The 25242-nt window shown below is 62.3% G+C and carries 15 protein-coding genes and 1 tRNA gene; 13 read left to right on the forward strand and 3 right to left on the reverse strand.

Annotated features, from left to right (window positions below; genetic code table 11):
* Positions 1–75 precede the first annotated feature (75 nt).
* The 5 genes from I41_RS14755 to I41_RS14775 all read left to right on the forward strand — a co-directional run bounded on the left by I41_RS14755 (position 76) and on the right by I41_RS14775 (position 12418).
* Positions 76–1506 (forward strand): PEP-CTERM sorting domain-containing protein, encoded by a 1431-nt coding sequence (locus tag I41_RS14755; RefSeq protein WP_168206919.1) that lies wholly within the window; start codon positions 76–78, stop codon positions 1504–1506.
* A gap of 129 nt (positions 1507–1635) precedes the next feature.
* On the forward strand, positions 1636–3585 hold the full coding sequence (locus I41_RS14760; protein ID WP_145433579.1) for a glycoside hydrolase family 13 protein: 1950 nt from the start codon (positions 1636–1638) through the stop codon (positions 3583–3585).
* Positions 3586–3711: 126 nt separating this feature from the next.
* Positions 3712–6636, forward strand: coding sequence for a PSD1 and planctomycete cytochrome C domain-containing protein (locus I41_RS14765; protein WP_210420958.1), 2925 nt, complete (start codon positions 3712–3714; stop codon positions 6634–6636).
* A gap of 90 nt (positions 6637–6726) precedes the next feature.
* Positions 6727–8097: a DUF1501 domain-containing protein gene (locus I41_RS14770; RefSeq protein WP_210420959.1), complete on the forward strand. Its 1371-nt coding sequence runs from the start codon at positions 6727–6729 to the stop codon at positions 8095–8097.
* Between the two features lie 205 nt (positions 8098–8302).
* Entirely contained in the window at positions 8303–12418 is a 4116-nt protein-coding gene (locus I41_RS14775) for a PVC-type heme-binding CxxCH protein (protein WP_168206920.1), read from the forward strand.
* Positions 12419–12859: 441 nt separating this feature from the next.
* Here I41_RS14775 and I41_RS14780 read toward each other — a convergent pair whose 3' ends face one another.
* Positions 12860–13249: a sulfatase family protein gene (locus tag I41_RS14780; RefSeq protein WP_168206921.1), complete on the reverse strand. Its 390-nt coding sequence runs from the start codon at positions 13247–13249 to the stop codon at positions 12860–12862.
* A gap of 196 nt (positions 13250–13445) precedes the next feature.
* Here I41_RS14780 and I41_RS14785 point away from each other — a divergent pair, with 196 nt between their 5' ends.
* Entirely contained in the window at positions 13446–13835 is a 390-nt protein-coding gene (locus I41_RS14785) for an RbsD/FucU domain-containing protein (RefSeq protein ID WP_145433588.1), read from the forward strand.
* Positions 13836–14760: 925 nt separating this feature from the next.
* Here the strand turns inward: I41_RS14785 and I41_RS14790 are convergent.
* Entirely contained in the window at positions 14761–15363 is a 603-nt protein-coding gene (locus tag I41_RS14790; RefSeq protein WP_145433590.1) for a hypothetical protein, read from the reverse strand.
* A 292-nt stretch (positions 15364–15655) separates the two neighbouring features.
* Between I41_RS14790 and I41_RS14795 the strand changes: the two genes are divergently transcribed.
* Positions 15656–16678, forward strand: a complete 1023-nt coding sequence (locus I41_RS14795) for a tyrosine-type recombinase/integrase (protein ID WP_315852450.1) — start codon at positions 15656–15658, stop codon at positions 16676–16678.
* 27 nt (positions 16679–16705) lie between these two features.
* Here the strand turns inward: I41_RS14795 and I41_RS14800 are convergent.
* Positions 16706–16778, reverse strand: a tRNA-Phe gene (locus tag I41_RS14800).
* A 371-nt stretch (positions 16779–17149) separates the two neighbouring features.
* Between I41_RS14800 and I41_RS14805 the strand changes: the two genes are divergently transcribed.
* The 6 genes from I41_RS14805 (at position 17150) to I41_RS14830 (ending at position 25218) form a co-directional block, all read left to right on the forward strand.
* The gene (locus I41_RS14805; RefSeq protein ID WP_168206922.1) at positions 17150–18820 is read left to right on the forward strand and encodes a hypothetical protein; all 1671 of its coding nucleotides are present in this window, start codon (positions 17150–17152) and stop codon (positions 18818–18820) included.
* Positions 18821–18928: 108 nt separating this feature from the next.
* A complete protein-coding gene (locus I41_RS14810) occupies positions 18929–19561 on the forward strand; it encodes a MotA/TolQ/ExbB proton channel family protein (protein WP_145433596.1) in 633 nt (210 codons plus the stop codon).
* An 18-nt stretch (positions 19562–19579) separates the two neighbouring features.
* Positions 19580–20071 carry an ExbD/TolR family protein gene (locus I41_RS14815; RefSeq protein WP_145433598.1) on the forward strand — a complete coding sequence of 164 codons (492 nt, stop codon included), beginning with the start codon at positions 19580–19582 and terminating at the stop codon, positions 20069–20071.
* On the forward strand, positions 20068–20682 hold the full coding sequence (locus tag I41_RS14820; RefSeq protein WP_145433599.1) for an ExbD/TolR family protein: 615 nt from the start codon (positions 20068–20070) through the stop codon (positions 20680–20682). The genes I41_RS14815 and I41_RS14820 overlap by 4 nt, the downstream gene beginning before the upstream one ends.
* A 93-nt stretch (positions 20683–20775) precedes the next feature.
* Positions 20776–21708 carry a hypothetical protein gene (locus I41_RS14825; protein WP_145433601.1) on the forward strand — a complete coding sequence of 311 codons (933 nt, stop codon included), beginning with the start codon at positions 20776–20778 and terminating at the stop codon, positions 21706–21708.
* 54 nt (positions 21709–21762) lie between these two features.
* A complete protein-coding gene (locus tag I41_RS14830) occupies positions 21763–25218 on the forward strand; it encodes an outer membrane protein assembly factor BamB family protein (protein WP_246133881.1) in 3456 nt (1151 codons plus the stop codon).
* Positions 25219–25242: the final 24 nt, after the last annotated feature.

Here is a 25242-nt window from a genome sequence, read left to right on the forward strand (position 1 = left end):
ACGGGGACGATCGGTCCCCTGGCTTTTCGACCATCGGGTCACCGACGACCCCACATCAACGAGGGAGGAATGAAAATGAAAACGTTTCGAATCGTGCGCCATGCCCTGGCGCTGACCGCACTGATGTCGTCCCCGGCGTGGGCGATTCCCGTCCTGGACGGAAAGGCCGACGCCGAGTACGGCGCCGCGCTCTCGACGCAAAATACCAACACCCAGTTCGGCAACGCCACCAGCGGCGACCCCATTAACGGAGGCGGCGGTTCGGAGATTGATCAGGTCTTCGCTGTGATTTCAGGGGGACGGCTGTACGTCACCATTGCCGGCAATCTGGAAACCAACTTCAATAAGATCGACCTCTTCATCGACTCCGAGGCAGGAGGCGTCAACACCATTGATGGAGGCGTGCTGCCGGCAGGCGTCGATCAGTTCTGCTGCGGCGGCAACGGCACGAATCCTGACAACACAGGCGCCTTGCAGCGACTGACCGGGTTGACGTTCGACGCCGGCTTCACGGCCGATCACTATCTTACCTTCACGCATGGTTTCGAGAAGCTGCGCGAGAATCTTCCCGATCAACTGCAGTTTTACGCGGCGACCACCCACTACGCGGATCTGACCGATGGGGTCAACGGTCGCCACGGCGCGCTTGGCATGCAACTCGCACAGCGAGGACTGCCGAATGTGCTCCGCGGGACCACAGCCGACTTCGATACGGACGGCAACGTGGACGGCGGTGAGTTCCTTACCTGGCAGCGGAATGGGACCGTCACCACTGGCGGCACGCGCGCCATGGGCGACGCCGACGGCAACGGCGCCGTCAATGCGGCCGATTTGGCGACGTGGCAAGGGACGTTCGGCTTCAACGTCGCCAGCGCGCCGTTTGACGGATATTACTTCGCCCCGCAGAATCCCAACGTCGACAAGTCGGACATTTTGGTCGGACCGGCGCTTCCTGACCTGGCGCAAGGCGACTTGATCGACAAGGTTTATGCGCAAGGTGCCGGGACCGTCAACGGCAATCTTGTGACGCGGGAACTGGAGTTCTCGCTGCCGATCGACGGCAGCGACCCGTCAAACACGTTCAAGCGTCGCGACATGGAAAACATCGTCGATCTGCAGATGGCGATTGACAATAGCAACGTCGCGGGAGTATCGGGCAACGGCCCATACGACGTCCCGACGACGGATGATCCCCAAAATGTGAAGTCTGGCATCGAGTTCTCCATCCCGCTGTCCGAGATCGGCTACACGTCGGGGCCGATCAAGCTCATTGCGTTCGTCAACAATGGCGGCCACGATTTCCTCGCCAACCAGGTCTCTGGCGAAGGAGTGCTCTTCGGCAACCTCGGCGGGCTGTTGCCGGACTTTGAACTGGAGTTCCCCGGTAATCAATTCGTCGTGGTGCCGGCCCCCGCGGTGGCGGCGGCAGCCGCCGTGCCCGAGCCGACCGCGGCGCTGTTGCTGCTGAGCGGCATCGGCCTGCTCGGCGTCAGCAGGCGTCGGTAAGCGGTCGGCGCGCCACGAGCGCGAAATTGGTTGAGTAGCGTTTGTTAAGGGGCGGCCGCGCGTTCGCCGGGGGCCAGCCGCGGTCGCCCCGTTTTTTCTCTAGACCTGTTGCGGAAGAGCGTTCATCTCGTGAATTCGACTGCGCGACTGATTGCGGCGGTCATCATCGGCGCCGCCGGATGCGGAGACGTGATCGCGCCCAGCCGGGTGGCGAACGTGGCCGAACTCACGGCCGCCGCAACCGACGGCTCGACGCCAATGCCGCCGGCAACAGCCGCTGAGTGGGACGGTGCGACATCGCTCGCGAACGTCCCGGCATGGGCGGCCGACGCCGTCTTCTACCAGATTTTCCCCGAGCGATTTCGCAACGGGGACTCCTCGAACGATCCGACGCACGCCTCCCTGGAGTTCGCCGAGGAAACGCCAAAGTCCTGGCGAATCACCCCCTGGACGGCCGATTGGTACGCACGGGCCGACTGGGAACGGGAAAGCGGCGAAAACTTTTACGAGAACGGCGTCTTCAACCGCCGCTACGGCGGCGACCTGCAGGGGGTGCTCGACAAACTCGATTACCTGCAAGACCTCGGCGTCAACGCGATCTACTTCAATCCGGTGTTTTACGGGCGCTCGCTGCATAAGTATGACGGCAGTTCCCTGCACCACATCGATCCCCACTTCGGTCCCGATCCCGCGGGCGACTTCGCCCTGATGGCGGCCGAAACCAGCGATCCCGCGTCATGGCACTGGACGGCGGCCGACCAGCTCTTCCTGAAGTTGCTCGCCGAAGCCCACTCGCGCAAGATTCGCGTGATTATTGACGGGGTTTTCAATCACACGGGATGCGATTTCTTCGCCTTCGCGGATATTGTCAAGCGACGCGAACAGTCGCCCTACGCCGAATGGTATATCGTCGCCCACTTCGACGATCCAACCACGCCCGCGGACGAGTTTCACTATAAGGGATGGTGGGGCAATCGCACGCTCCCCGAATTTTCCGACAACGCCGCGGGCAACGACCTCCACCCCGGGCCGAAGGCATATGTGCTGAACGTGACGCGTCGGTGGATGGATCCCAACAACGACGGCGATCCGGTGGATGGAATTGACGGCTGGCGCCTCGACGTGGCGGACGAAGTGCCGCTCCCTTTCTGGAAGGAGTGGAACGCCTTCGTGCGCCGCTTGAACCCGCAGGCTTACACCGTGGCGGAATTCTGGAACGACGCACGCCGGTTGCTCACTGAAGGAGGGTTTTCGGCGACCATGAATTACCATGCGTTTGCATTCCCGGTGAAGGGGTTCTTGATCGACGGGAGGATGTCGGCGCATGATTTTGGTCGCGAGCTTCAGCTGCGGCGCGAGGCGTATCCAACGGCGATGCAATTTGCCCAACAGAACTTGATCGACTCGCACGACACGGAGCGCGTGGCGTCGATGATCGTCAACCGCCCATTCGAGCAGCACTACCGCAACGCCGATCGTTTCGATTACGACGAGGGGGGCGTCGTCTCGCCGCGCTACAACCCGTCGTATGCCGTGAGACCGCCCACAGAGCAAGAGCGTCGCCTGCAGCGCATGATCGTCCTGCTGCAGATGACGTACGTCGGCGCTCCCATGGTTTACTACGGGGACGAGGCAGGGATGTGGGGCGGTGACGATCCGTGCGACCGCGCGCCGATGACTTGGGAAGATTTGCAATTTTGCGTGCAAAGTCACGATCCGCTTGGTCGCCCTCGGGAGGCCGTCGCCGTTGCATTTGATCATGAGTTGCATGATTTTTATCGCAGCGCGATCGCGCTGCGCAACAACGAGCCGGCCCTCCGGCGCGGCAGTTGGTCGCCCGTTGCCAGCGTTGACGATGCAAAGTTCTTTGCGTTCCGACGCAGCCTTGCGGGGCGGTCGCTGCTGGTCGCGTTCAATCGGGGCGCCGAGACTTTTCAGTGGGTACTACCTTCTCAAGTTGGGAAGAATGCCAAGATCATCTTCGCGACGGACCAAACCATTACTTTGGAAGATGGAGAACCTGCGGGTCCGCCCACGGCCCATCTGCCGGCCTTTTCGGGCGTTGTCGTGGCGGAGTGACCGCCGAGGCGTTGGCCGATCCTGAGCCGACGCAAACGGTCGTCCCGCCGGCGCTTGAGCGCAATTGAACTGACTTCGCCAGGAGATTCTAATGACTTTGGCATGATCATGAACGCGCCAATGCTGATGGCACGAACGTTCGCTGTCGTAGCGGCAACGCTGCTCGGCGGCGTCTTCGCGGTCGCAGCTGATGTCGCCTCGGAAGGCCCAATCGACGGGGCCCCGTTCAGCAGCGAGCAGATTGAATTCTTTGAGGCGAAAATTCGTCCGCTGCTCGTCACGCATTGCCAGGAGTGCCACGGGCCGGACCTGCAGGAGGCGAACCTGCGTCTCGATTCCCGCGCAGCCTTACTCTCGGGGGGCGATACCGGGGCCGCGATCGAACCTGGCCAGCCCGAGGCCAGTTTGCTCATTGATGCAGTCCGATATGGCGACGTCTACCAGATGCCCCCCACGGAGCAACTGGCGGCCGGTGACGTCGCGTTGCTGGAGGAATGGGTGCGGATCGGCGCGCCGTGGTCACCGGGAGCTGAGGGCGCCGTCGCGGAGGCCAAGCCGGCGTTCGACCTGCAAGCCCGCAAGGCTGGCCATTGGGCTTGGCATCGTGTCGTGCGGCCGTCGCCGCCGGAACTCGCGGACGCCAGCGCTACAACGCCCATCGACGCGTTCGTGTTAGCGAAGCTCGACGACGCGGGACTGGCGCCGGCGTCGCAGGCTGATCGCGCGACGCTGCTGCGTCGCGCTACATTCGATCTGACAGGCCTGCCGCCGACCTGGGCGGAAATCGAGGCGTTCGAACGTGACGAGTCCCCAGATGCGTTCGCACGTCAAGTCGACCGGCTCCTCGCATCGCCCCATTTCGGGGAACGCTGGGGAAGACATTGGCTCGATGTAGTGCGCTACGCTGAAACGCTGGGACACGAATCAGACTTTCCGCTGACCAATGCCTGGCGCTACCGCGACTACGTGATTCGTGCGCTTAATGCGGACGTGCCGTACGACGAGTTCGTGCAGGAGCATATCGCAGGCGACCTGTTCGATTCGCCGCGCATTCACCCGACGGAGCGGTTTAACGAATCAATTCTTGCCACCGCATTCTGGTACCTCGGGGAGGCGGTGCACGCGCCGGTTGATTCCCGTGCGGATCAGGCAACCCGCTTGGAGAATCAAGTCGACGTTCTCACTAAGGCATTTCTCGGCCTGACGGTCGCTTGCGCCCGGTGTCACGATCATAAATTCGACGCCATCTCGACGCGCGATTACTACGCCCTCGCTGGCTTCGCGGCGAGTTCACATCAGCAGGTGGCTTGCCTGGATCCCAACGGTGAACTTGAGGCGGGTGCCGCACGGCTCCAAGAACTCCATCGTCGCGGCGGCGAGGCGCTAGGGCTTGGCCGCGCGGGAACGTCGCAGGGAGTTCGTGGGACGCTGCCAGCGTCCCACGCTGCCGGCGCGCCTGCTACGTTCGAAGGCTTTGATGACGGAGGCGCCTCGTGGTTTCGCTCAGGATGGGCATTCGGCGACACGCTTGCGGACCGGGGCGACTGGCGCGTCACGCCGAGCGGGCCCGAAATGCTGGCCGCCGGTCTAGCGCACAGCGGCAGGTACGGCGACCGCCTGCCAGGAACGCTACGTTCCCAAACGTTCACCATCGAAAAGCCCTACCTTCATTACCGCGTGGCAGGGCGCCAGGCAAAGGTGCGGCTAATTGTCGACGGCTACGCGATGGATCCATTCACGCCCCTACTGTTCGAGGGGTTTACGTTTGAACTCGATAGCGATGAGTTAGGCTGGCGCTCGCAGAACGCGTCCCGCTATATGGGACATCGCGCCCATATAGAGCTGATCGACGCCGGACCCGGATATCTGGCGGTCGATGAAATCGTGTTTAGCGACTCCGCGGAGCCGCCGACGCGGCGGCAAGATTCGGCGAGCGCGGCGACCAGCGACATCGCGGTTGCCGCAGCCGACGCGGACGACGACCTGCCAAAGATTCTTGCAGAGATGTCGGCCATCGACGCCGCGCTGCCGGCGCCCGCGACCGCCGTGGCGATCGGAGACGGCAGTGGAGAAGATCTTCGCGTCCAAATCCGAGGCAATTACAAGACTCCGGGCGAGGAAGCGCCGCGGCGATTGCTCGAAGCAATTACCGGCGACGACGAACCCGCTCCGCTCCAAGGCAGCGGCCGGCGCGAGTTAGCCGAGCGGATTACGGCCGCAGACAATCCGTTTCTCGCCCGCGTGATGGCGAATCGCGTCTGGCAGCATCTGTTTGGTCGGGGACTGGTGGGCACCGTCGACAATTTTGGCGTGCTCGGCGAACGGCCGACGCACCCGGAACTGCTCGATTATGTGGCTTCGCGTTTTGTCGAAGAGAACTGGTCGGTCAAACGATTGATTCGCGAAATGATGTTGTCTGACGCGTATCAACGGGCGGCTGAAAGCTCCGCGGAAGCGGAGCGGCTCGATCCGCAGAATCGGCTGCTTCACCGTGCGAATGTGCGACGCCTGGAAGGCGAGGCGATCCGCGACGCACTTCTCGCAATCTCAGACCGCCTCGATCGGCAGCAGTTTGGACCGCCCGTGCCGATTCACCTGACTTCGTTCATGGATGGGCGCGGCAAGCCGGCCGAGAGCGGCCCGCTGGACGGGGCGGGACGCCGCAGCGTCTACTTGGAAGTGCGACGTAATTTCTTGTCGCCGTTTCTGCTCGCGTTCGACATGCCTGTCCCGGCGACGTGCGTCGGCCAACGGAGCAGTTCGAATGTGCCGGCTCAAGCCCTCTGCCTGCTTAACGATCCTTTCGTTCTCGAGCAATGCGATCTCTGGGCGAAGAAAGTAATCGAGAACCATGGCAACGCTGAGGATCGCATACGCGAAATGTATCGCAAGGCATTCGCACGGTCGGCAACTGGAGAGGAAATCGACGCCGCGAAGGCGTTTCTTGATGACCAAGCGGCAACCTACGGCGTCGGCGGAGATGATGTTCGAGTTTGGAGAGACCTGTGCCACGTGCTGGTCAACCTGAAGGAATTCATCTATCTGAATTAGTGCAGCCTCCATTTCGCCGACACTCCCCAACCTAAAACTACTTCTATGCACTGCGGCCGATTCATCGATGCTCCTGTAACAAGGCGCCAAATGCTCCGGCGCAGCGCCGGCGGCTTCGGGGCGCTGGCACTTGCCGGATTGCTTGCTGAATCCGCCGCGGCAGGTGCAGATGGAATGCCTCGGGGCGCCCATTTCGCTCCCAAGGCGCGCAGCGTCATCTTCCTCTACATGGACGGCGGGCCATCGCAGATGGACACGTTCGACCCGAAGCCCAGGCTTCAGGCCGAGCACGGTCAGCCGTTCAAGATGAAGATGGAGCCGACGCAGTTCAACAACAACGGGCTAACGCTGGGAAGTCCCTGGAAGTTCGCCAAGCACTGCGACAGCGGCCTCGAAGTCAGCGAGTTGTTTCCGCACGTCGCCCGCTGCGCGGACGACCTGACGGTCATTCGCTCGATGACCTCGGAATTCTCCGAGCATACGAGCGCCAATTACTTTCTGCACACAGGCGCGGGCATTCAGGGACGGCCCACCGCGGGCGCCTGGACGATGTACGGCTTGGGAAGCCCGTGCCAGAACCTGCCTGGATTCGTCGTCCTTAACGGCGGGCTCATTCCGCCGGGCGGGATCGATAACTTCGGCAACGGATATTTGCCAGCCACGTGCCAAGCGTCGCTGCTGCGGCCCGAGGGCGAACCGGTGGCAAACCTGCGACCGCTGGAGACGTTGCTGGCCGCCTCAGCGGCGAAAATCAATCTGCGGCAGCGGCTCGACCGATTTGTGGCGGAGCGCTTCCACCACGCCGATCCGGTCGAAGCGGCGATTGCGAACTATGAGTTGGCGTACCGCATGCAAGCGGCCATTCCTGAGTTGGTGGACCTTGCCGACGAGACCGCCGCGACTCGACGGCTGTACGGTCTCGACGCGGAGTACGCCCCGACGCGGACCTTTGGCGCCGAGTGCTTGCTCGCGCGCCGCTTGGTGGAACGGGGCGTCCGATTTGTGGAGCTAACGTGCCCAGCAGCCGCGGGAATCGATCGTTGGGATCAGCACGCGAGGCTGGTCGAGGGGCACCAGAGCAACGCCCGCGCCGTCGATCAGCCGATAGCAGGATTGTTGACCGATCTCAAGGCTCGCGGGCTGCTCGATGAGACGCTCGTTTGGTGGAGCGGCGAATTCGGGCGGACGCCATTCGCTCAAGGCGTCGATGGCCGCGACCATAATCCGTTCGGCTTTACCTGCTGGTTGGCCGGCGGCGGCGTACGGCGCGGCACGGTCTATGGAGCGACGGACGAATACGGCTACAAAGCCGTTGAGGATCGGGTCGAAATGCACGACCTGCACGCGACCATCTTGCACCTGCTCGGGATCGATCACGAGCGGCTGACGTTTCGCTTCAGCGGCCGCGACATGCGGCTGACCGACGTGGCCGGGCGGATACTGCACGGCATTCTGGCGTGAAACAGCCCGTCGCGGTTGATACGCTGCGCGAGCGCGGCGTATCGCCGCGAAAGCGCGATTAGCTCCAAATTTCCCGTCGAATCGAGTAAGATGTAGCGGTAGATTCCCGTGTGGGACGCTCTGCTCATTCCTACCTCCCTTGGTGACTGATTCGATGATGTTCCGCAGTCATTGCCCCCGCGCATTGAGTTTGGCGCTAACTCTCATGACGCTGTCGCCTTCCCTCCGCGTCGCGTTGGGCAACGACAAAGCGACGAATGCGGGCGCAGCGAGCAACGATGCGGCAGCCGCCCGCTTGGCCACTAACGCTGATGACCCAACGGAGGTCGCTCAACCGTGGCCGCTCGATAAAGCGTTGGCATCAATCTTCCCCCAAAAAGGGTTCGTCATTGAAATCGCCGCGGCGGAACCGCTGGTCGCGGACCCGGTCGCCATTGATTTTGGCTCCGACGGCCGGCTGTGGGTCGCGGAGATGCCCGACTACTTTCGGTTCACCGACGAGAAGTTCGCGCCCAACGGCAGCATCCGCGTGTTGACCGACCGCAACGGCGACGGCCGCTTTGATGAGGCCGCCACTTTCTGCGACGGGCTGCGGTTTCCCACGGACGTACTGGTATGGAACAAAGGCGTCATCGTCTGCGACGCGCCCGACGTGATTTACTTCGAGGATGCGGACGGCGACGGCAAGGCCGAGACGCGGAAGGTGTTGCTCACTGGCTTTGAAACGCACAATGCGCAGGCTCGGGTCAACAGCTTGCGGTGGGGCCTCGACAACTGGCTCTACGGTTCCTGCGGGATCTTTGGGGGCAAGATCCGCACGTTCGCGGGTAAGGAGTATGAACTAGGAGGTCGCGATTTCCGCTTTCGCCCTGGTACCGGTGAATTCGAGGCGGCCACCGGCTCAACGCAACAAGGTCGCGCTCGCGACGACTGGGGCGATTGGTTCGGTTGCGAAAACAGCTCGCTAATGGACCATTATCCGCTGGAAGATCGCTATGTGGCGCGCAATCCTCACATCGCGCCGCCGCCGGTCGAGGTATCGATCTCTACGGGGACCGACGCCAATCAGCTCTATCCGATCGGCAAGCTGACGCTGTTCAAGATGTCGGGCCCGCCAGGTCGGCCGACGGCCGCCTGTGGGTTGGAGGTGTATCGCGATGAGTTGCTCGGCGCCGAGTACGCGAACAATGTGTTCGTCGCCGAGCCGGTTAATCAGCTCGTCCATCGTCGCATCCTCGAACCGCGCGGCGCCACGTTCGCAGGGGTGCGGGCGGAGGACGAGGCGGGTAGCGAATTTCTGGCGTCAACCGACCCTTGGTTTCGTCCGGTGCAGATTCGTACCGGGCTTGATGGCTGTCTGTACGTCGTCGACATGCACCGTGAGGTGATCGAACACAAGAAGTTTATTCCCGAGGAGGAACTGCGCGGATTGAATCTCACAGCCGGACGCGATCAGGGCCGCATTTACCGCATTCGGCCGAGCGGCGCTTTGCCGCGTCCGATCGCATCGCTTGGCGATTTGGGGGCGACTGAGCTAGCCGCCCAAATCGAGTCCCCCAACGGCCCACTGCGCGACCTCGTGCAGCAGATGCTGATTCTACGCGACGACGACGAGGCGGTCCCGAAGCTCGTCGATGTTGCTCGTCGTTCGTCTCGACCTTCGTCGCGCCTGCAAGCCCTCTGCACGCTCGACGGTCTCCACGCGCTGGACGCCGCCTTGTTGATCGACGCGCTGGGCGACGCGGCTCCCGCGGTGCGTCGCCATGCAATTAGAATGAGCGAATCGTTGCTCGCCACGGAGCCAGAGTTGACCGATGCTATCCTGGCGCTCGTCGAAGACGACGACCCACAGGTTCAGCTCCAGCTCGCGTACACGCTGGGAACGAGTGACGATGCGCGCGTGCCGGCCGCGCTGGCACGAATCGCGGCGCGAAACAGCGCAGACCCTTACATTCTCGGCGCCGTGTGGAGCAGCGTCGGCAAGCAGAACGTCGTGGCCGTCGCGGCCGCCCTGCTGCAGGAAGCCGTTGCAAAACATCTTCCGCCCCAGCAGTTGGCGCCCGTCATTCAGCTGGTCGCCAAGCTGGGCGAGCCAGACGATTTGTTGAGGTTTGCGAAGTCGTTGCAGTCGCAGGCAGTCGCGGAAGACGCCGATTGGCAACTGGCAGCGGCCGAACTGCTTGAGCAGTCGCGCCGGCGATCGCTGGCGGCGGAACCTATCCAACGATTGTTGGCGCCAATGGTTGCCGCGGCTCAACAATTGCTCAAAGAGGGTCGTGGAGACGAAGCGCAACAGCTGGCCGCGCTGCGCGTTCTGGTGGCCAGTGGAGCCCAAGGAGAAAACTTGCTCCCGCTGTTGGAGCGCTTGCTCGAACCGCAAAACTCTCCCGCCGTCCATCGAGCCGCCATCGAGCTCGGTGCGTCGCTTGGGACGTCGACGGCAGCCAAAACCCTGTTAGCGCACTGGAAGGCGTTTACATCCGCGACTCGCGCTCAGACATTCAACTTGATGCTCGGCAGCGTCGAAATGACCTCCACATTGCTCGATCAAATCGACGCCGGAGTAATCGGCCCTGGCGATCTCGATGCCCTGCAGCGGCAGCGGCTCCTCGCTCATGCTGACGAACATGTCCGCGGCCGCGCCGCCGGAGCGCTCGCTGGCTCGACCGACCCCAACCGCGAGCAAGTGGTGCAGCACTACGTTGCCGAGGTCGCGCACGCGTCGCCTCCCGGCGATCCTGCACGTGGTCGTCAAGCATTCGCCAAGCACTGCTCTGGCTGCCATCGTCTCGAGGGGCAGGGTTTTGCAGTCGGTCCCGACCTCGCGGCGCTGACTTCCCGCTCGCCTGCAGCGCTTATCGAGTCGATTCTGGATCCCAACCGCGCGCTCGACGAGCGTTATCGCAGTTTCTCCGCTCAGACTTCCGACGGACTGTCGCACGCAGGAATCCTCACCGCCGAGACCTCAACCAGCGTCACGCTGACGGAGCAGGAAGGAAAGCAGCACACGCTGCTGCGCTCCGACCTGGACCAATTTGAGAATACCGGCAAGTCGCTGATGCCCGAAGGATTGGAACGCGACCTGGCGCCCCACGATATTGGCGACGTCATCGCCTATTTGCGATCGATCGGTCCGACGCCGAAGGTGATTGAGGGGAATCGGCCCGCCCTCGTCACCGCCGAGACCGACGGCTCGCTGCGGCTGCTCGCCGCCAACGGCTCGATCTTTGGCAAAGACATCACCTACGAGCCGGAGCATGGCAACATTGGCTATTGGCATGATCAGCTGGATCATGTGGCCTGGGACGTCGACATTCCCGCGACCGGCGAATACGAAGTCATCCTCGACGCGGCTTGCATCGACGATGCGGCGGGAAATGGATTCGTCGTCGAAGGAGGCGCGTTGCCGTTGCATGCCACGGTCCCCGGCACCGGCAATTTCGATTCAGGCGTCGGCGAGTTCCATTCCTACCGCTCGAAGCCCATTGGCCGCGTCTCGCTCAGCGCCGGACCGGGTCGAGTGATCGTCCGCCCCGACGGTCCCTTGCGGAGTCAGTACCTGATGGACATGCGCGGCCTGCAGCTGATGCCCGTCAGCACCCGGGCTCGGGCGACGGCAACGAAGGACGCCCCCGCGGAGATCACCAAGCTTCTCGATGGCTTGGCGGTCGGCAAGCCGGAAGAGTACGACCGCATCCCCGCCATTTGGGAGTTTGCCATCGCGGCCGCCCGCCGCAATGAGACGGGCGAATTGGTGCGCCTGCTCGAGCTGTCCCTTCCGGACAAAGGGGAGCCGCTTGCCGACTGGCAAGCCGTGGTGATTGGCGGCGGAATCATCAATGGCGTGAGCCAAGTCGGCGAATGGCCCGCGCGCCGCATGGTCGAGCTCCTCAAAGACCGGCGCGACCTGCAGGAAAAGTGGGAACGCGCCATCCTCCTCGCCGACGCCATGGCGGACAACGAGAAGGTCAAAACCGGCACGCGCTACGACGCGCTTCGTTTCCTGGGAGCGAGCGATTGGGACAAGTACGGCAAGAAACTCGTGCGCTACCTGCAGGCCGACGTCGACGCCGAACTCAACATGGGCGCCGTCAGCGGGCTGAGCGATATGGAAGTCGCGGGCGTTATCCAACCTCTGATCGATGCGCTCCCGCGCCTCAACGACGAAAACCGGAAGCTCGCGATCGAGGGCCTCGCGCGCACGCCCGAGCGGGCGCAGCGGCTCGTAACGGCCATCGACAGCAAGGAGATTCCCGGCGACGTGCTTTCGACGCCTCAGCTCGAACAGCTGCGGAAGATGGCTTCGACGGCGAAAGATTAAAATGGCAAACGCATCCCAGCAACGCAGGTTGGAGTCAACCTCGGTCGCAATTGCAGATTTTTCTTCATCGGCTGGTTGAGCCTCTGCCCGCGAGGCCGCTGTAGCGGGCAGGGGAGGATGTTGACCACTCGACGCCGCCGCGATGCGGAAGCTAACCTTCGCGCCGGCTCTTATCCTAACAGGGTATTATTAGGAAGTTTTTGTCTTCGCCATCGCTTTTAGTCTTTGCCGTGCTTTGTGCCGCACTGTTTTCCCGCTTTCGGCGCCACAGAACGACGGCTGTTGTGGTACGGTAATTGCCCTGAGGTGGACCAACATCCCTGTGGCCAACCCCTCCTGACGCGCCTTCATGCCAGCGCCTACGCTTCGGCTGTCAGCTGCCGCGATGATTCAAACAAGCGGCGACCGCCCCATCATTCGCGTGGAACCGCATGGCGAAGATCACCACGCTATCGCCGATTCAATTTCCGTCAAACTGAGGTGCCATTTACCAATGGCGCCCGTCCGGTAGCCCGCCAATTGCAGCACTTTAGGCAGCACTGGCTCGTCAACCGGAAGGTGATGCACCTCGGGCACGGCCAAGTGAGGGTTGACCATCCCTCGATCTACCACATGAACCATACCGTATCGATTCGGATCTCGACCCGTCAACGCCCCCGCACGGCTCGGCGAGCAGAGCGGCGTCGTCACGTAGAATCGAGTCAAGCGACAGCCCTCGCGAGCCAGCTGATCGAGCGAAGGCATCTTGATGACCGCATGTCCAAAGCAGCCCAGATCACCCCACCCCAACTCGTCGGTCAGGATCCATATAATGTTGGGTGGATTTCGCACGGCGCCGACCGCCGACGGCGCATCCACTCCGCGCGCCGTGGCAGCCAGCGATAGAACAATGGCAGCCTTTGCGGTCCATGTTTGGCATTTTATCATCACTTGCTCTGCCGCCGACATCAACGGCGCATGCTCCACAGACCAAGCGTAAACTCTGCTGCCTTAGCTAGTCAACGTCGCAAAACCAGGACTACACGCTATGCTTGTTACAGGACTCATTAATCCTCAGATACTTTCCCTAATCGCTCGCGTGCGACATACAGATGCTTTGGTAATTGCCGATGCTGCATTCAAATCATGGCCAGGCGTCGAAACGATCGACGTGTCGCTGATCAAAGGGGTACCCACCGTGCATCAAGTGATGGAGGCAGTGCTGGCGAACTGGAAATGCGGCGAAGTTGTCAAGTCTCAGGAGTTTCTTACGTTCAACGGCGTCGACGTGCAAAACGACTTCCGCAGAATTGTCGAAGGCATCAAGGTTACATTCGAGCCGTTCGCTAACTTTAAAGCACGCGTGCCTTCAGCGGCAGGCATCATCCGCACAGGCGAAGTGATGGAGCACGGAAACGTCATTCTCATCTCAGCCTAGATTCTTACTCTAAGCAGAACTGACCCAATTCAAACCAGGCACTGGAGCTTTGGCGAATCGCGACTTGTCCGCTAAGGATCACCGCAGAGTAGTTTATGCGAAGAGCCGCGCGACGTTAGGACTTCGAAGCCAAACGTGAATGATAATAAGTGAACGCGCGTGAGCTTGGATCATTTCCGTGATTTTCCCGGCATCCAATCGCCGGCGAATCTGGATCGCAGCCGGCTGGAGAGAGCCATGGTCCGCCGTTGGCGGAATTGCTGCGGAAGCAACCCGCAGCCCAGCTCGTCACGTGCGCCACGCAAACTACGTAGAACGACGACAGGATGGCGGCAACGTTGCACTCGTGCAGTAAATTCGCACGCCCGCGCGGCTCTGAGCAGAATCGCCGACGCGCCGCAGCGAAAGAAAACCAACAGAACGCATCCAGGCGCGCCGTAACCGATTCCCTCGCCTGGTTTTGGTGAGCAAGCGACTGATGGGCCTCGAGCACCCAAAGATATAGCGAATGAAAGAACCGAGCAGTCCTTGGTTTTCCTGAAGCCCGTCAACAATGGTCCGGTTGCCGAAGCTAACGTCGACCTTTTGCCGAGCCGTGGCATAAGGGCGCTTTATATTGACCAGAGCAAGCGGGCGCCGTTAACAATGACGAGACGCGGACCAGACGCCGCCGGACATGATGTCCGGCAACTTTCTCGTGATAACTGTCAGCAATGACGCTCAGGCCGGATCGTTGGCGATCGATCTCGCCCCGCCCGCTGCCCGTCACTTGGCATTTTTCGGCAAGGAATTCAAGTTCTACCGAGAACCAGCGCACTCCTCGTCGCTGATAGCTAAGCAAAGCCCCCCTTGCTCTTCAGGAGAGGGCAGGGCGGCCGCCAGCGCCAGAGCGCGCGCCCCGGCGCTGGCAGCTCTCCCGCGCGCTCTAGCACGGACTCGGAGCCGCATCTCCCACGAACAGCCGCCAGCTGTCGTGGAGCTCGCGCCACAGCTGGCTGACTCGTCCGGCGGTCAGCCGACAGAGCTCCGCGACGGCGCTCGTCCGTTCCCCCTGCGCCAGCGCGTGGACCACGCGCTGATCACGACGGGAGAGCGAACCGTACCACTGGCTGAAGTCAATTCGCAGCGCCGCCATCTCCGCGGGACTTGCCCGTCGGTAGTCGCTAAGGGACTGGGCGATCGAGTCGATCGGTTCGGTGCGACAGCCGCGCCGCCGGCATTTCACCGAGCCGACGTCCGCCGCGTTGTCACGGCTTCCGGTCAAGCGCCCGGATCGATAACGCCGCACGCCGTAACGGGCCAACGGCGTGGCGTAGCCGAGCTTCGCTCGACCCGCCTGCGCCAGCCCGGCATAGGCGACCGCAGCCGAAGCGATGACCGTTTGGATCGCCTCTTCGCGTTCTTCGGGGGCCAGTTCACGGAAGGCGATTCGTGCGTAGCGCCGGATCGTCGGCAGCATCTGGACGAACGAGGCTTGCCAGGGGAGGGGAGGGGCGTCATCAGCAGCGACGATTGCTGAGCAGTTCATGGGACGTTCCTTTCCAAAGGGACCGCCCCTGTCGAGGGCGGTCGTGTGAGGTACACAACCGCCCTCGCGACAGGCGAGAGCTCAAAAATGTAGAGAGCAAGTCCGTGCGACAATCGTGGGATACGCTCTGGACGCCGTCGCAGCAGCCACTTCAAGGAGGGCGTAGGCGCTAAGCTCCCCAAGCATTCATGCCGCCAAACGGCACTGGATTTAGCGGTAGCCGGCTGCCTCGCGCAAAGCGATCGGTAACTTACAGGCTTAGCGGTGCGGATTTGAAGAAGCAACACGCGACCTGCGACAGGGAGCTTATTGCAGATCTGCCAATGTTGCTTGGGATGCGTTCCGCGAACGCCATGAGCAACAAGTCCAACGCGAGCAGGCGGAAACGACGCTGCTCAAAGTCATCAGCGTCTTCAATTCGGTGGAAGCAATCTGTGCTCCAAGACGACTTGGCGACTTGGACGAGCAACGATTACTGCACTACAAGGACTCAATGATCCGTGCAAACAGCATCAACACCGCGGTTAGTTACCTGGCCCATCTCCGCGCGGCGCTGAACGCTGCGGTCGAGTGGGGAATGCTTCCGCGACTGCCGAAGATACCTAAAATCAAACGCGGCAAGGGAGTCAAGTTGATGAGGGGGCGAGCGGTGACGCCCGTCGAGTTTAGGGCAATGTTGGAAGCAACGCCTGCGGTCGTCAGCGAAGCTTCGGCAGCTACTTGGCAATTTCTGCTCCGCGGCCTTTGGCTGTCCGGCCTTCGTCTTCAGGAAGCGTGTCTGCTGCACTGGGACGGCTACCGGGGCCATACGATCGACATGGATGGCAAGCGACCCATGTTCATCATTCGGGGAGAGCTGGAGAAGGGTCGCCAGGATCGACGTTTACCGATGGCTCCCGAGTTTGTAGCGTTATTGGCCACGGTCCCGCTAGAAGCCCGCTCAGGACCAGTTTTTCGGCCCCAGGCAAAGCGGCGTGGCGGGCCAACCCCAAGTCTTCACCGCATCGGCGAAGTCATCGCCAAGATCGGCGAACAGGCCAAGGTCGTCGTCGACGCCGATCCGCGCACAGGCGAGCCCACGAAGTTCGCTTCCGCGCATGATCTTCGACGGGCTTTTGGGTATCGTTGGGCGCCGCGCGTGATGCCTGCGATCCTGCAGAAGTTAATGCGTCACGCCTCAATTCAGACGACGATGCAGTATTACGTCAACATCGAAGCCGATGATGTCGCCAACGCACTGTGGGCGGCGACTAGCAACACTTTTAGCAACAGTTGCGATTTTGAGGCGGCGATCGAAGAAGCGACCGATTCGTAAGGTCTGGCTCGCGAAGCACTTAGGAAGTGGACAGGGGCGGGATCGAACCGCCGACACATGGATTTTCAGTCCATTGCTCTACCAACTGAGCTACCTGTCCCCGGGCATCATTGCCAGCGAAACGGCGCATCCTAAGAAGCGGGACCGCCGGTGTCAATGATTGGCGACCGCTTGGCGAGAAGAGTTTTCGGCTCGCTCAGGCCCCGTTGCCCAGTCGGCGTCCGCCGACTGTCATAACCGGTTCGAGCGTTGAAACTGGACGGTCGCCCCGCTGCTTGACACGCCGGAAAAGCGGCAGCTACGATGAAGTGTCGCACGGCTGGCCGCAAGGCGTCGCGCGGCAGTCGCTGGCGCTCCCCGAGGCAGGAGGCGGCGCGACTGTGGACGGCTCACTCTGAGCAAGGCGACGGGCGCGACCCGAGCCTACGGTCCGGATTCGGAACATTGAAGTTACTTGAGGCACGCCACGCGATGATGGCCGTCGATGCTATCGATGCGCGCCGCTGCGGCAGGATCGCAGAGGGCGCCGCGATGCGCGCACATGGCCAAGCGACTCGCCTTCTCGGCCGTTTGACGATTGCACTTCTTGGGTTTCTGGCCGCCAGCCAGCAGACCTCTCTGGCGTACACCCCGGAAAGTCCCGAGGTGCTGGCCGTCGTCGACAAAGGCCTGAAATTCCTCGAATCGCAGTCGCACGGCGAAGTCGGCGGCAAGTGCCTGATCGCCTTGGCGTTTCACAAGCGCGGGATGTCCCAGGGGCATCCGAAAATTCAAGAGGCGCTCGAATCGTGTCGCTCGTCAATCGACGAGGAGAAGCAGCGCGGCTACCTGTACGGCAAATGCATCGCGATCATCTTCCTGACGGAACTCGATGCCGCGGCGCATCGTGACCTGATCAACGCCTATGTCTCGCAGCTGAAGGACTACCAAAAAGAACACGGCGGATTCGGGTACCAGGGGATTCCGACCGGCGATACCTCTCAAACCCAGTACGCCGCCTTGGCGTATTGGCAATTGTTGAATCACGGAATCAGCCCCGACGCCGACTCGGTGCAGCGTTGCCTCAATTGGCTCATGCGCACACGCGATCCCTCGGGCGTGTGGGGCTACCAGGGGATCGACCCGGGAAACTTTAACCTTGTCGAACAGCCCGATAAGCCTGGCCGTTCCATGGCGGCCGCGGGAATGAGCGGCACGCTGATCCTGGGGAACCTCGTCGGGCTGCTGCAACCTCCAAGAGCGGAAACAGCGCTCGTTTCGAGCGAGCTTCCTGCCGCGCTGAAGCGCGTCGAAGCGCCGGGAACGACGCGCGCCCCGTCCCTCCCGCCCGGGAACGTCGACCCGCAGCGTCTAACGGAAACCGTAGCCGCCGGTCGAGCCTGGTTCGACAAGAACTTCGGCTTCGAAGTCCATGAATATCAAAGTTACTACTACTATTCGATCGAACGGTTCCGCAGCTTTCAGGAGTACCTCGACGGCGAAGTAGTGGAGGATCCGGAGTGGTACAACGAAGGCTTCAAACGCCTGAAAGAGACTCAATCGGCCGAAGGGAGCTGGAGCGACAGCTCAGGACAAGCTTGTGCGACGGCCTTCTCCGTACTTTTTCTGTTGCGGTCGACGCAGAAGAGCATTGCCGCAAGCTTGGGCGAAGGAACCCTCGTCGGCGGCCGCGGGTTGCCTCGCGATTTGTCGAAGGTGAAACTCCGCGGCGGCAGGCTGGTCGTTGACCAGAAACCGACCGAAGTCGACCAGCTGTTAGGGATGTTGGATGAGTCGAATTCAAGCTCGCTCGACGATCTGCTCGACAATCCCGCCGCGTTGGACGTGCACAATGTCGACGCCCAGGACGCCCGTCGCTTGCAGCAAGTGGTGAAGAGCGGTCCAGCCGGCGCCCGGATTATGGCCGTGCGTGCGTTAGCGAAGCTACGCGATATTGATTACGCGCCAACGCTGATCTATGCATTAACCGACCCCGACAAGCGCGTCGTCCGCGAGGCGCGCGACGGACTGAGATCCGTCAGCCGCAACTTTGAGGGGTACGGGCCGCCCGATAACTTTGAGGATGCCGAGCGCCGGGTCGCCGTCGACCGCTGGAAGCAGTGGTACCAAACGGTTCGTCCGGAAGCTCCGCCGCTGCCGTAAGCAACGCCGCTTCCCGACGGGGAGGGCGCCGCTTTTGATCATCCCAACGACCCGGTTCGTGACAGGTCGAATCGCTTCACCATCCAGTCCGCCGCAGGCACTTCCAGCATGAACGCTGCCAACAGTTTCGCCTCCCTCCTTGAAGACTGGTGCTATGGATTCCTGGCGCTAAACTTCTTCTGGGGGCTCTACCACCTGGTTCTCGGTTTTCGCCGCGTCAAGCAGCTCAGCTTCAAGAGCCACGACGATCAGGCCGAACTCATGGACGAGTTGCTGCCGTTGATCGAGGCAGGGCAATTCGATTCGGTCGAAGAACTTTGCGCCGACGACGCCCGCGCACTGCCGCAGCTCGCCTACATGGCCGTCGAGAATCGCGACCTTGCGGAACCCCAGTTGCGTCAGCTGGTCGCTGAAGTCGTGCAGCGCGACATCTTCGGCGATCTGGAATATCGATCCCGCTGGATCGCCACCGTTATTAAGAGCGGTCCGCTGCTGGGCCTGTTCGGGACGGTGCTAGGCATGATGGCGGCGTTCGGGCGCATCGGCACTGGCGCCAAGATCCAACCCTCGGAAATCGCCGGTGAGATCAGCATCGCGCTCATCTGCACTGCGATGGGACTGATCACCGCCATTCCGTTTAACTTCATGATGGCGAGCCTCAATAACAGGATTCGCAAGTTTCAGGACGCGCTCGGAGCCGGCCTCGTGCGGATTCTCGACGCGCTCAAGCACCGTTCCTAGGCCGAAAAAGGGGCACCCATGCATTCTGGCGGCGTGAACTTGGGCGGCGCTCACGGGGCCGACGATACGCTTTTGGCGCGTCGTCCCCTTGAAGACGACGCCGAGTTCGACATCACCGCCATGATCGACCTGGTGTTCATGATGAACATCTACTTCCTCGTGTCGTTCCTCACCGCCGCGATGGGCGAGATCGCCATGCCGACCGCGCGCCATGTCGCGGCGCTCGATCCCGACACGTCGGTGAGAATCACCGTTTTGGGCAGTCTCGATGGCGAATCCATCAGCGTCTATCTCGGCAACGGCAAAGAGGGCGAGGAGATCAAGGATCCCGAGCAGCAGGAAACCAAGGTTCGCGAGTACGTTGAAAAGGCGCTCGCGGACGGAAAGACCAACGTCCTCATCAAGGCCGAGGCCAAAGTCCAGGAAGGTCAGGTCAATCGCATCTCGCTCGCCGCTGCCGTCGAAGGGATGAAGCTTCATGCCGGCGTGACGGAGATCGACGAGCCATGACGATCTCATTCGCCTGCCCGCTTTGCGGCAAGAAGCTTTCAGCGCCAGAGTCGCTCGTCGGCCGCGAACGGACGTGCCCGAAGTGCCGAGCGTCGATCAAGGTCCCCACCGCCGAGCAGGCCGCGCGCCGGAAACCTGCAGGCGACTCCCACGGCAGTTCGCCCCATGGCCTGCTGAGTTCCTCGGGCCCCGCGCACGAAGAAGATCTGATCGACATGACGGCGATGGTCGACATCGTCTTCTTCCTCTTAATTTTCTTCATGGTCACCTCGCTTAGCGCGGTCGAATCGGTCATCGGCCTCCCGCCGCCGCAGAAAAAGACGTCCGCGCCGGTAGCTCAGGCGACGCCCGATCTGGCGAATGATCCCAGCTTTATCTCCGTGACCATTGAAGAGGACGACACCGTTTGGGTCGAAGACGAGCAAGTGTTCGGCTCGCAAAGTCTGCGGGTTAAACTGAGAGACCTCCGCAATCGCGACTTTCAACCGACGGGGATGGTCATTACCTGCAACCCGAAGGCGAGTCACGGGACGGCGGTGATGGTGCTCGACTCGGGGGCCGACGTCGGCATGGAAGACATGCGACTTGCCGTGACCGAGGCAGTTGAATAGGTCGCTCGTAGCGCGCCATCGACGACTACTTATGACTGGACGCACCAAGAACTAAAATTTCTCTGGACTTCGAGCCGCCCCGCCCGCCGACTTATGGCCATCGCCCCGCCCCCCACTACTACAACTGATCGATCGACGCAGGCCCGCGAGCAGTCGGCGCTAACGGTCAGCTCGTACGAGCGGTCGGCGACGCTGGTGATTTCGCTACTAGTCATTTTCGGCACGATGTTCGGCGGCTTGGCGATGATCTTCTTCGCCGACAAATTCAACCGCGAAGAAGTAGTCGCCATCGAATTTGTTCCCATGGAGGCGACTAGCCCCACGGGAAACGGCGGCTTTGGCACCGACCCCGAGCCGCCTGGCGTGGAGGATGGCTCGGAACTTGCCGAGCCAAACCTGGCGGAAACGTTGGCAGCGGTTGAATCGACGACCGAACTATTGAGCGACGCTGTCATCAGCGACAATGTCGCCGCGGACCTTGCCGTTCAAGGCTCTGACGAGCAGGCGAGCAAAGGGGGCGGCGTTGGCGACGCCCGCCAGCCGGGCCCCGGCAACGATGGCGTCATCGAGCGCGTGCCCCGTTGGGAACGCTGGAAGATCCGCTTTGAGCCGCCGTCCGCGGCCGACTTTGCGAAGTGGCTCGACCAGTACAAAATTCGCATCGGCGTCCTTGGCCGGGACAATCAAGTCCATGTGGCGTACGGATTCGCGTCGGGCACGCCCACAACGGAGTCCGCCAAGCCAATCGAATATGGCGGCTGGGGACAAACCCTCCCGGCCGACGGCCCCATGCCGGCGCTGACGAAAGACTTGGCGCGCAAGGCCGGCACGCTGCAGCGCGGGCCGATTGCACTGTTGTTCTATCCGCGCGAGGTCGAGCAACTGCTCTACACGCTGGAAAAGAATCGCATGGAACAATCGGCCCAAAAGAAACACGAGCCCAATAAGATTCGAGAAACCGTCTTCACGGTCATTCCGGATCGCGACGGTTACAAATTTGAAGTCGTCGATCAAAAATACTTCTAGCACGGCCCGTCGCCGCCAACTCACTCGCACTGCCTGGACCCGAACGCCGCCGTGATGACTACCGACGACTTCATCGACCTTCTCGAACAGCAGCGGCTCGTGCAAGACGGGGTTGCCCGCCAGCTCCGCGCCAAGTCGCGTCAGGGCGACTCTCGGATCACGCCGCAGTCGATTCTCAAGTATCTCGTCAAAAAAGACTTGGTCACTCGCGCCCAGGCCCGGGTCCTCCTCGAAACGACGCTTGTCGTCAGCGACAAGGCCGAGTCAAGCATCCTCGGTCTCACGCCGCTGGGAAGCGCCGCCGCGCCCCGACCGCCGCAGGCCATGCCCCATATCGTCGAGGACGACGAGCTGGAGATTGTCGAGTTCGAGGACGAAGCCGATGCCACGGGCCCCGCCGCGATTGCCGAACCGTTTGACGCCGGCGCCGCGGCGTTCGATGCGCCAACCGCAATCGACGGCGGCGGCGAGCTGACCGCCGAAGAAGACCGGCCCCGCCGTTCGGCGGCCGGCAGCAAACTGCGCCCCGCGTCGCTGCGGAAGCCCAAGGGCAAGAAGTCGAGTCCTCCCAAGAAAAAGAAGTCCGGCAACGACGGTGAAAAGAGCCAGTGGGACTCGCCGCTGCTGCTCATGGGAGGCGGCGCCCTGGCGGTGTTGGTCGTGGGCAGCGTCGTCCTCTGGTGGTTGCTGTTTCGCGAGACCGCCGACAAGTCGCTGAAGGAAGCGCAGGCTGCCTTCGACGGCGGCAACTATGCGCAGGCGACCACGCTCTACAAAGAATTCGTCACTAAGTATTCGCACCACAAAGACGTCAGCGAAGCCAAAGTTCGCGCCGGCCTCTCGCAGTTGTGGGACCTGTCGGAAAGCAGCAATTTCGCAGGCGCCGCCGACCTGGCCCCGACCATCCTGACCGAGATTGAAAACGAACCAGCGTTTATCTCGAACGCCGAGCAGAGCAGCAGTATCACCACGGCCAAACAAGAGTTGTCGCAACTCCTGCCGCGCATTGCTCGCGGACTTGCCGACCAGGCGGAAAAGGCGTCGGACGAAGAAACCGTCACGAAGCGACTGGAACAGGCGAACGTCGTCCTCGCGCTCGCTTCCAATACGAAGTACATTCCGGATGAGCTTCGACAGACGACCCAGATCGGCGAAATTCAGGAAACTCTCGCGCTTGTCCAAACGCGATTGCAACGAAAAGTCGATCTGGCGGCGGCCCTGGCGAAGATGGCAGAAGTCACCGCCGCGGGCAAACCTGCCGAGGCGCTGAAAATTCGCGACACGCTCCTGCTCACCCATCCAGCGCTGAGCGACGACCCGTCGCTCGCAGAAGCGATTTCGAAAGTCGGGGTCGCCGAACAAGCGGCCGTGAAATTCGTCGCATCGAAGCAGGTCGCGGTAACGACGCCGGCCGAAACTTCCATCGTGGCGGAACTCGCACTTGCTGATCGTCGCGGTCCAGCGGCGACAGGGGCCGCCGCGCCCGTCGTTGTCCGCATCGATGGCGCGCTCTATGGGCTGGGCGGCGGCGATGGAGCGCTCCTCTGGCGGCGATTCGTCGGACCAGACGTCGCATCGTATCCCGTGCTGCTCCCCAGCGGCGTGGTCGTCGCCGCCGACGCGCAGCGGCACGAGCTGGCAGCGTTCGACGGCAAGAGCGGCAAGCTCGTTTGGCGGTTGCCCCTTGCAGGCAGACTGGCGACTGCCGTGCCTTTCGGCACTCGCCTGCTGGTGGCTAGCGACGCAGGGCGCATCTACGTCGTTGATCAAGCGAGCGGTGAATCAGCGGGATACGTCGAGTTTTCGCAGCCCATTCGCCAGGCGCCTGTCGTCAATGAGCGCGGCGATCGCATTTATGTCCTTGGCGAACACTCGAACCTTTATACGCTCTCGGCCGACAAGCTCGCCTGCGTCGGCGTCTACTATCTGGGCCACTCGGCCGGAGGGGCCGCGACCCCGCCCATCGCGGTGCTTAACAAAGTCATCGTCGCCGACAACTCGGGCGCCGAGACCTGCCAAGTCCGCGTGCTCGCCCTCAACGACCAAGGCGCTCCCGACGCCGACGCGGCGAACTACCGGCTGCCAGGACTCGTGACGACGCCGCTGCAGGTCGCCGGCAGACGTTTCGCGACGGTCACCTCGCAGGGACAGGCGATCGTCTTCGAAGTGGCCGCGGGAAACGACAAGTCAGCGCTGACGCCGCTTGCCTCGCGCGACGCGAAAGACGGCGAACAGCTGGCGCGGTTCAGCCTGCTGCATGACGGTCATCTATGGCTCGCCGCGCGCGGTCTCACCAAGCTCGCCATCTTGCCCACGGGAAACCAATTACCGGTCCGCAGCATCGAGCGCGACTATCGCGCGGACGCTTTTGACTATCCGTTACAGTCGATTGGCAGCCTGATCATCCACGTGCGACGGCCGGCAGGGCAGGGGGGCGCGATCGTTGCGGCCATGGACGCCTCGTCAGACAAGGCCCTGTGGGAAACGGCCATCGCCGTCCCTCCCGCCGGCCCGCCGGCGGTTGACCCCAGCAGTCAGCAAATCATTGCCGGCTCGTCATCGGGCGCCGTTTATGTGCTGAACCGCGAAGCGCTCGCGCGCCGCGTGCAGGACCAAGCCCTGCGCATCGATTCCGCTTCGCTCAAGCCGACTCTGTTCAACGACGCGCTCGACTTGGGCGGCGGACGACTGGCCCTCGCAGGCGCCGGAGCTGCGAAGATCGTCCACTTTCGCCCGAACGACCCGCGGCAACAATTGCGCGAGATCGAACTCCCCGGCCCGCTCAGCGGCGCCCTGACCGCGTGGGGCGAAGGCTTCGCCGCTCCCAGCGAAGTAGGACAGGTCTTCCTGTACAACGCTGACGACGCGGCAGTGGCAGCGACGCCGTTTCAGCCGGAACTCACTCCCGGCACGACGTATCGCTGGCTGCCGTCGGCCGTCGCGGGCACAGGAACCAATGCACAACTCATCGCGTCCGACGGCGTTGGCAAAATCTACCTGGTGCGACTCGCGGCTGAACCTGACGCTCACCTGGAGGCAACTGCGAGCGTCGACGTCGGTCCTTCGCCGCTAGTGACGCGTTTGGCCGCCGTCGGCGAAACGGCATTCGTTGGCAATCAGGCCGGTAAACTCGCTCGCTTCGCGGTTCCTGACCTCGCGCCGGGTGAAACAACCGACGTCGGCGGACAAATTGCCTGGGGTCCGTATGCCGCGAGCGATGGCGTGCTGCTCGCCAACGATGCGAACGAACTGTTGCTCGTAGGCGTCGATGGCGCCGTCAAATGGCGCCAGCCGCTCGCCCACGGCGCCGTGGGCGGCGCACCGCTGCTGGCCGACGGCCATGCATTCTTGCTTCACCCCGTCGGCATCTCGAAGGTCAACCTGGCCGATGGCAGCGACGCCGGCTTCGTCGACGTCGGCCAAAACCTCGCGGCCGGCCCCGTCGCATTCGCAGGTCGCTTAGTGGTGGCAGCCGCGGACGGCACGCTGCTCGTCGTCAACCAGCCCTGATCCGCGAGCACTTTCCGCAGTTCA

This window comes from Lacipirellula limnantheis, from assembly GCF_007746075.1.
In the GTDB taxonomy this organism is placed as follows: Bacteria; Planctomycetota; Planctomycetia; order Pirellulales; family Lacipirellulaceae; genus Lacipirellula; species Lacipirellula limnantheis.

What these genes read in the sequence shown, in the direction of transcription:
- I41_RS14805 (WP_168206922.1), top strand. Translation starts at nt 17,150, where the DNA reads ATGATGGCCGTCGATGCTATCGATGCGCGCCGCTGCGGCAGGATCGCA.
- I41_RS14825 (WP_145433601.1), top strand. Translation starts at nt 20,776, where the DNA reads ATGGCCATCGCCCCGCCCCCCACTACTACAACTGATCGATCGACGCAG.
- I41_RS14785 (WP_145433588.1), top strand. Translation starts at nt 13,446, where the DNA reads ATGCTTGTTACAGGACTCATTAATCCTCAGATACTTTCCCTAATCGCT.
- I41_RS14815 (WP_145433598.1), top strand. Translation starts at nt 19,580, where the DNA reads ATGCATTCTGGCGGCGTGAACTTGGGCGGCGCTCACGGGGCCGACGAT.
- I41_RS14820 (WP_145433599.1), top strand. Translation starts at nt 20,068, where the DNA reads ATGACGATCTCATTCGCCTGCCCGCTTTGCGGCAAGAAGCTTTCAGCG.
- I41_RS14770 (WP_210420959.1), top strand. Translation starts at nt 6,727, where the DNA reads ATGCTCCGGCGCAGCGCCGGCGGCTTCGGGGCGCTGGCACTTGCCGGA.
- I41_RS14830 (WP_246133881.1), top strand. Translation starts at nt 21,763, where the DNA reads ATGACTACCGACGACTTCATCGACCTTCTCGAACAGCAGCGGCTCGTG.
- I41_RS14765 (WP_210420958.1), top strand. Translation starts at nt 3,712, where the DNA reads ATGGCACGAACGTTCGCTGTCGTAGCGGCAACGCTGCTCGGCGGCGTC.
- I41_RS14790 (WP_145433590.1), bottom strand. Translation starts at nt 15,363, where the DNA reads ATGAACTGCTCAGCAATCGTCGCTGCTGATGACGCCCCTCCCCTCCCC.
- I41_RS14775 (WP_168206920.1), top strand. Translation starts at nt 8,303, where the DNA reads ATGACGCTGTCGCCTTCCCTCCGCGTCGCGTTGGGCAACGACAAAGCG.
- I41_RS14810 (WP_145433596.1), top strand. Translation starts at nt 18,929, where the DNA reads ATGAACGCTGCCAACAGTTTCGCCTCCCTCCTTGAAGACTGGTGCTAT.
- I41_RS14755 (WP_168206919.1), top strand. Translation starts at nt 76, where the DNA reads ATGAAAACGTTTCGAATCGTGCGCCATGCCCTGGCGCTGACCGCACTG.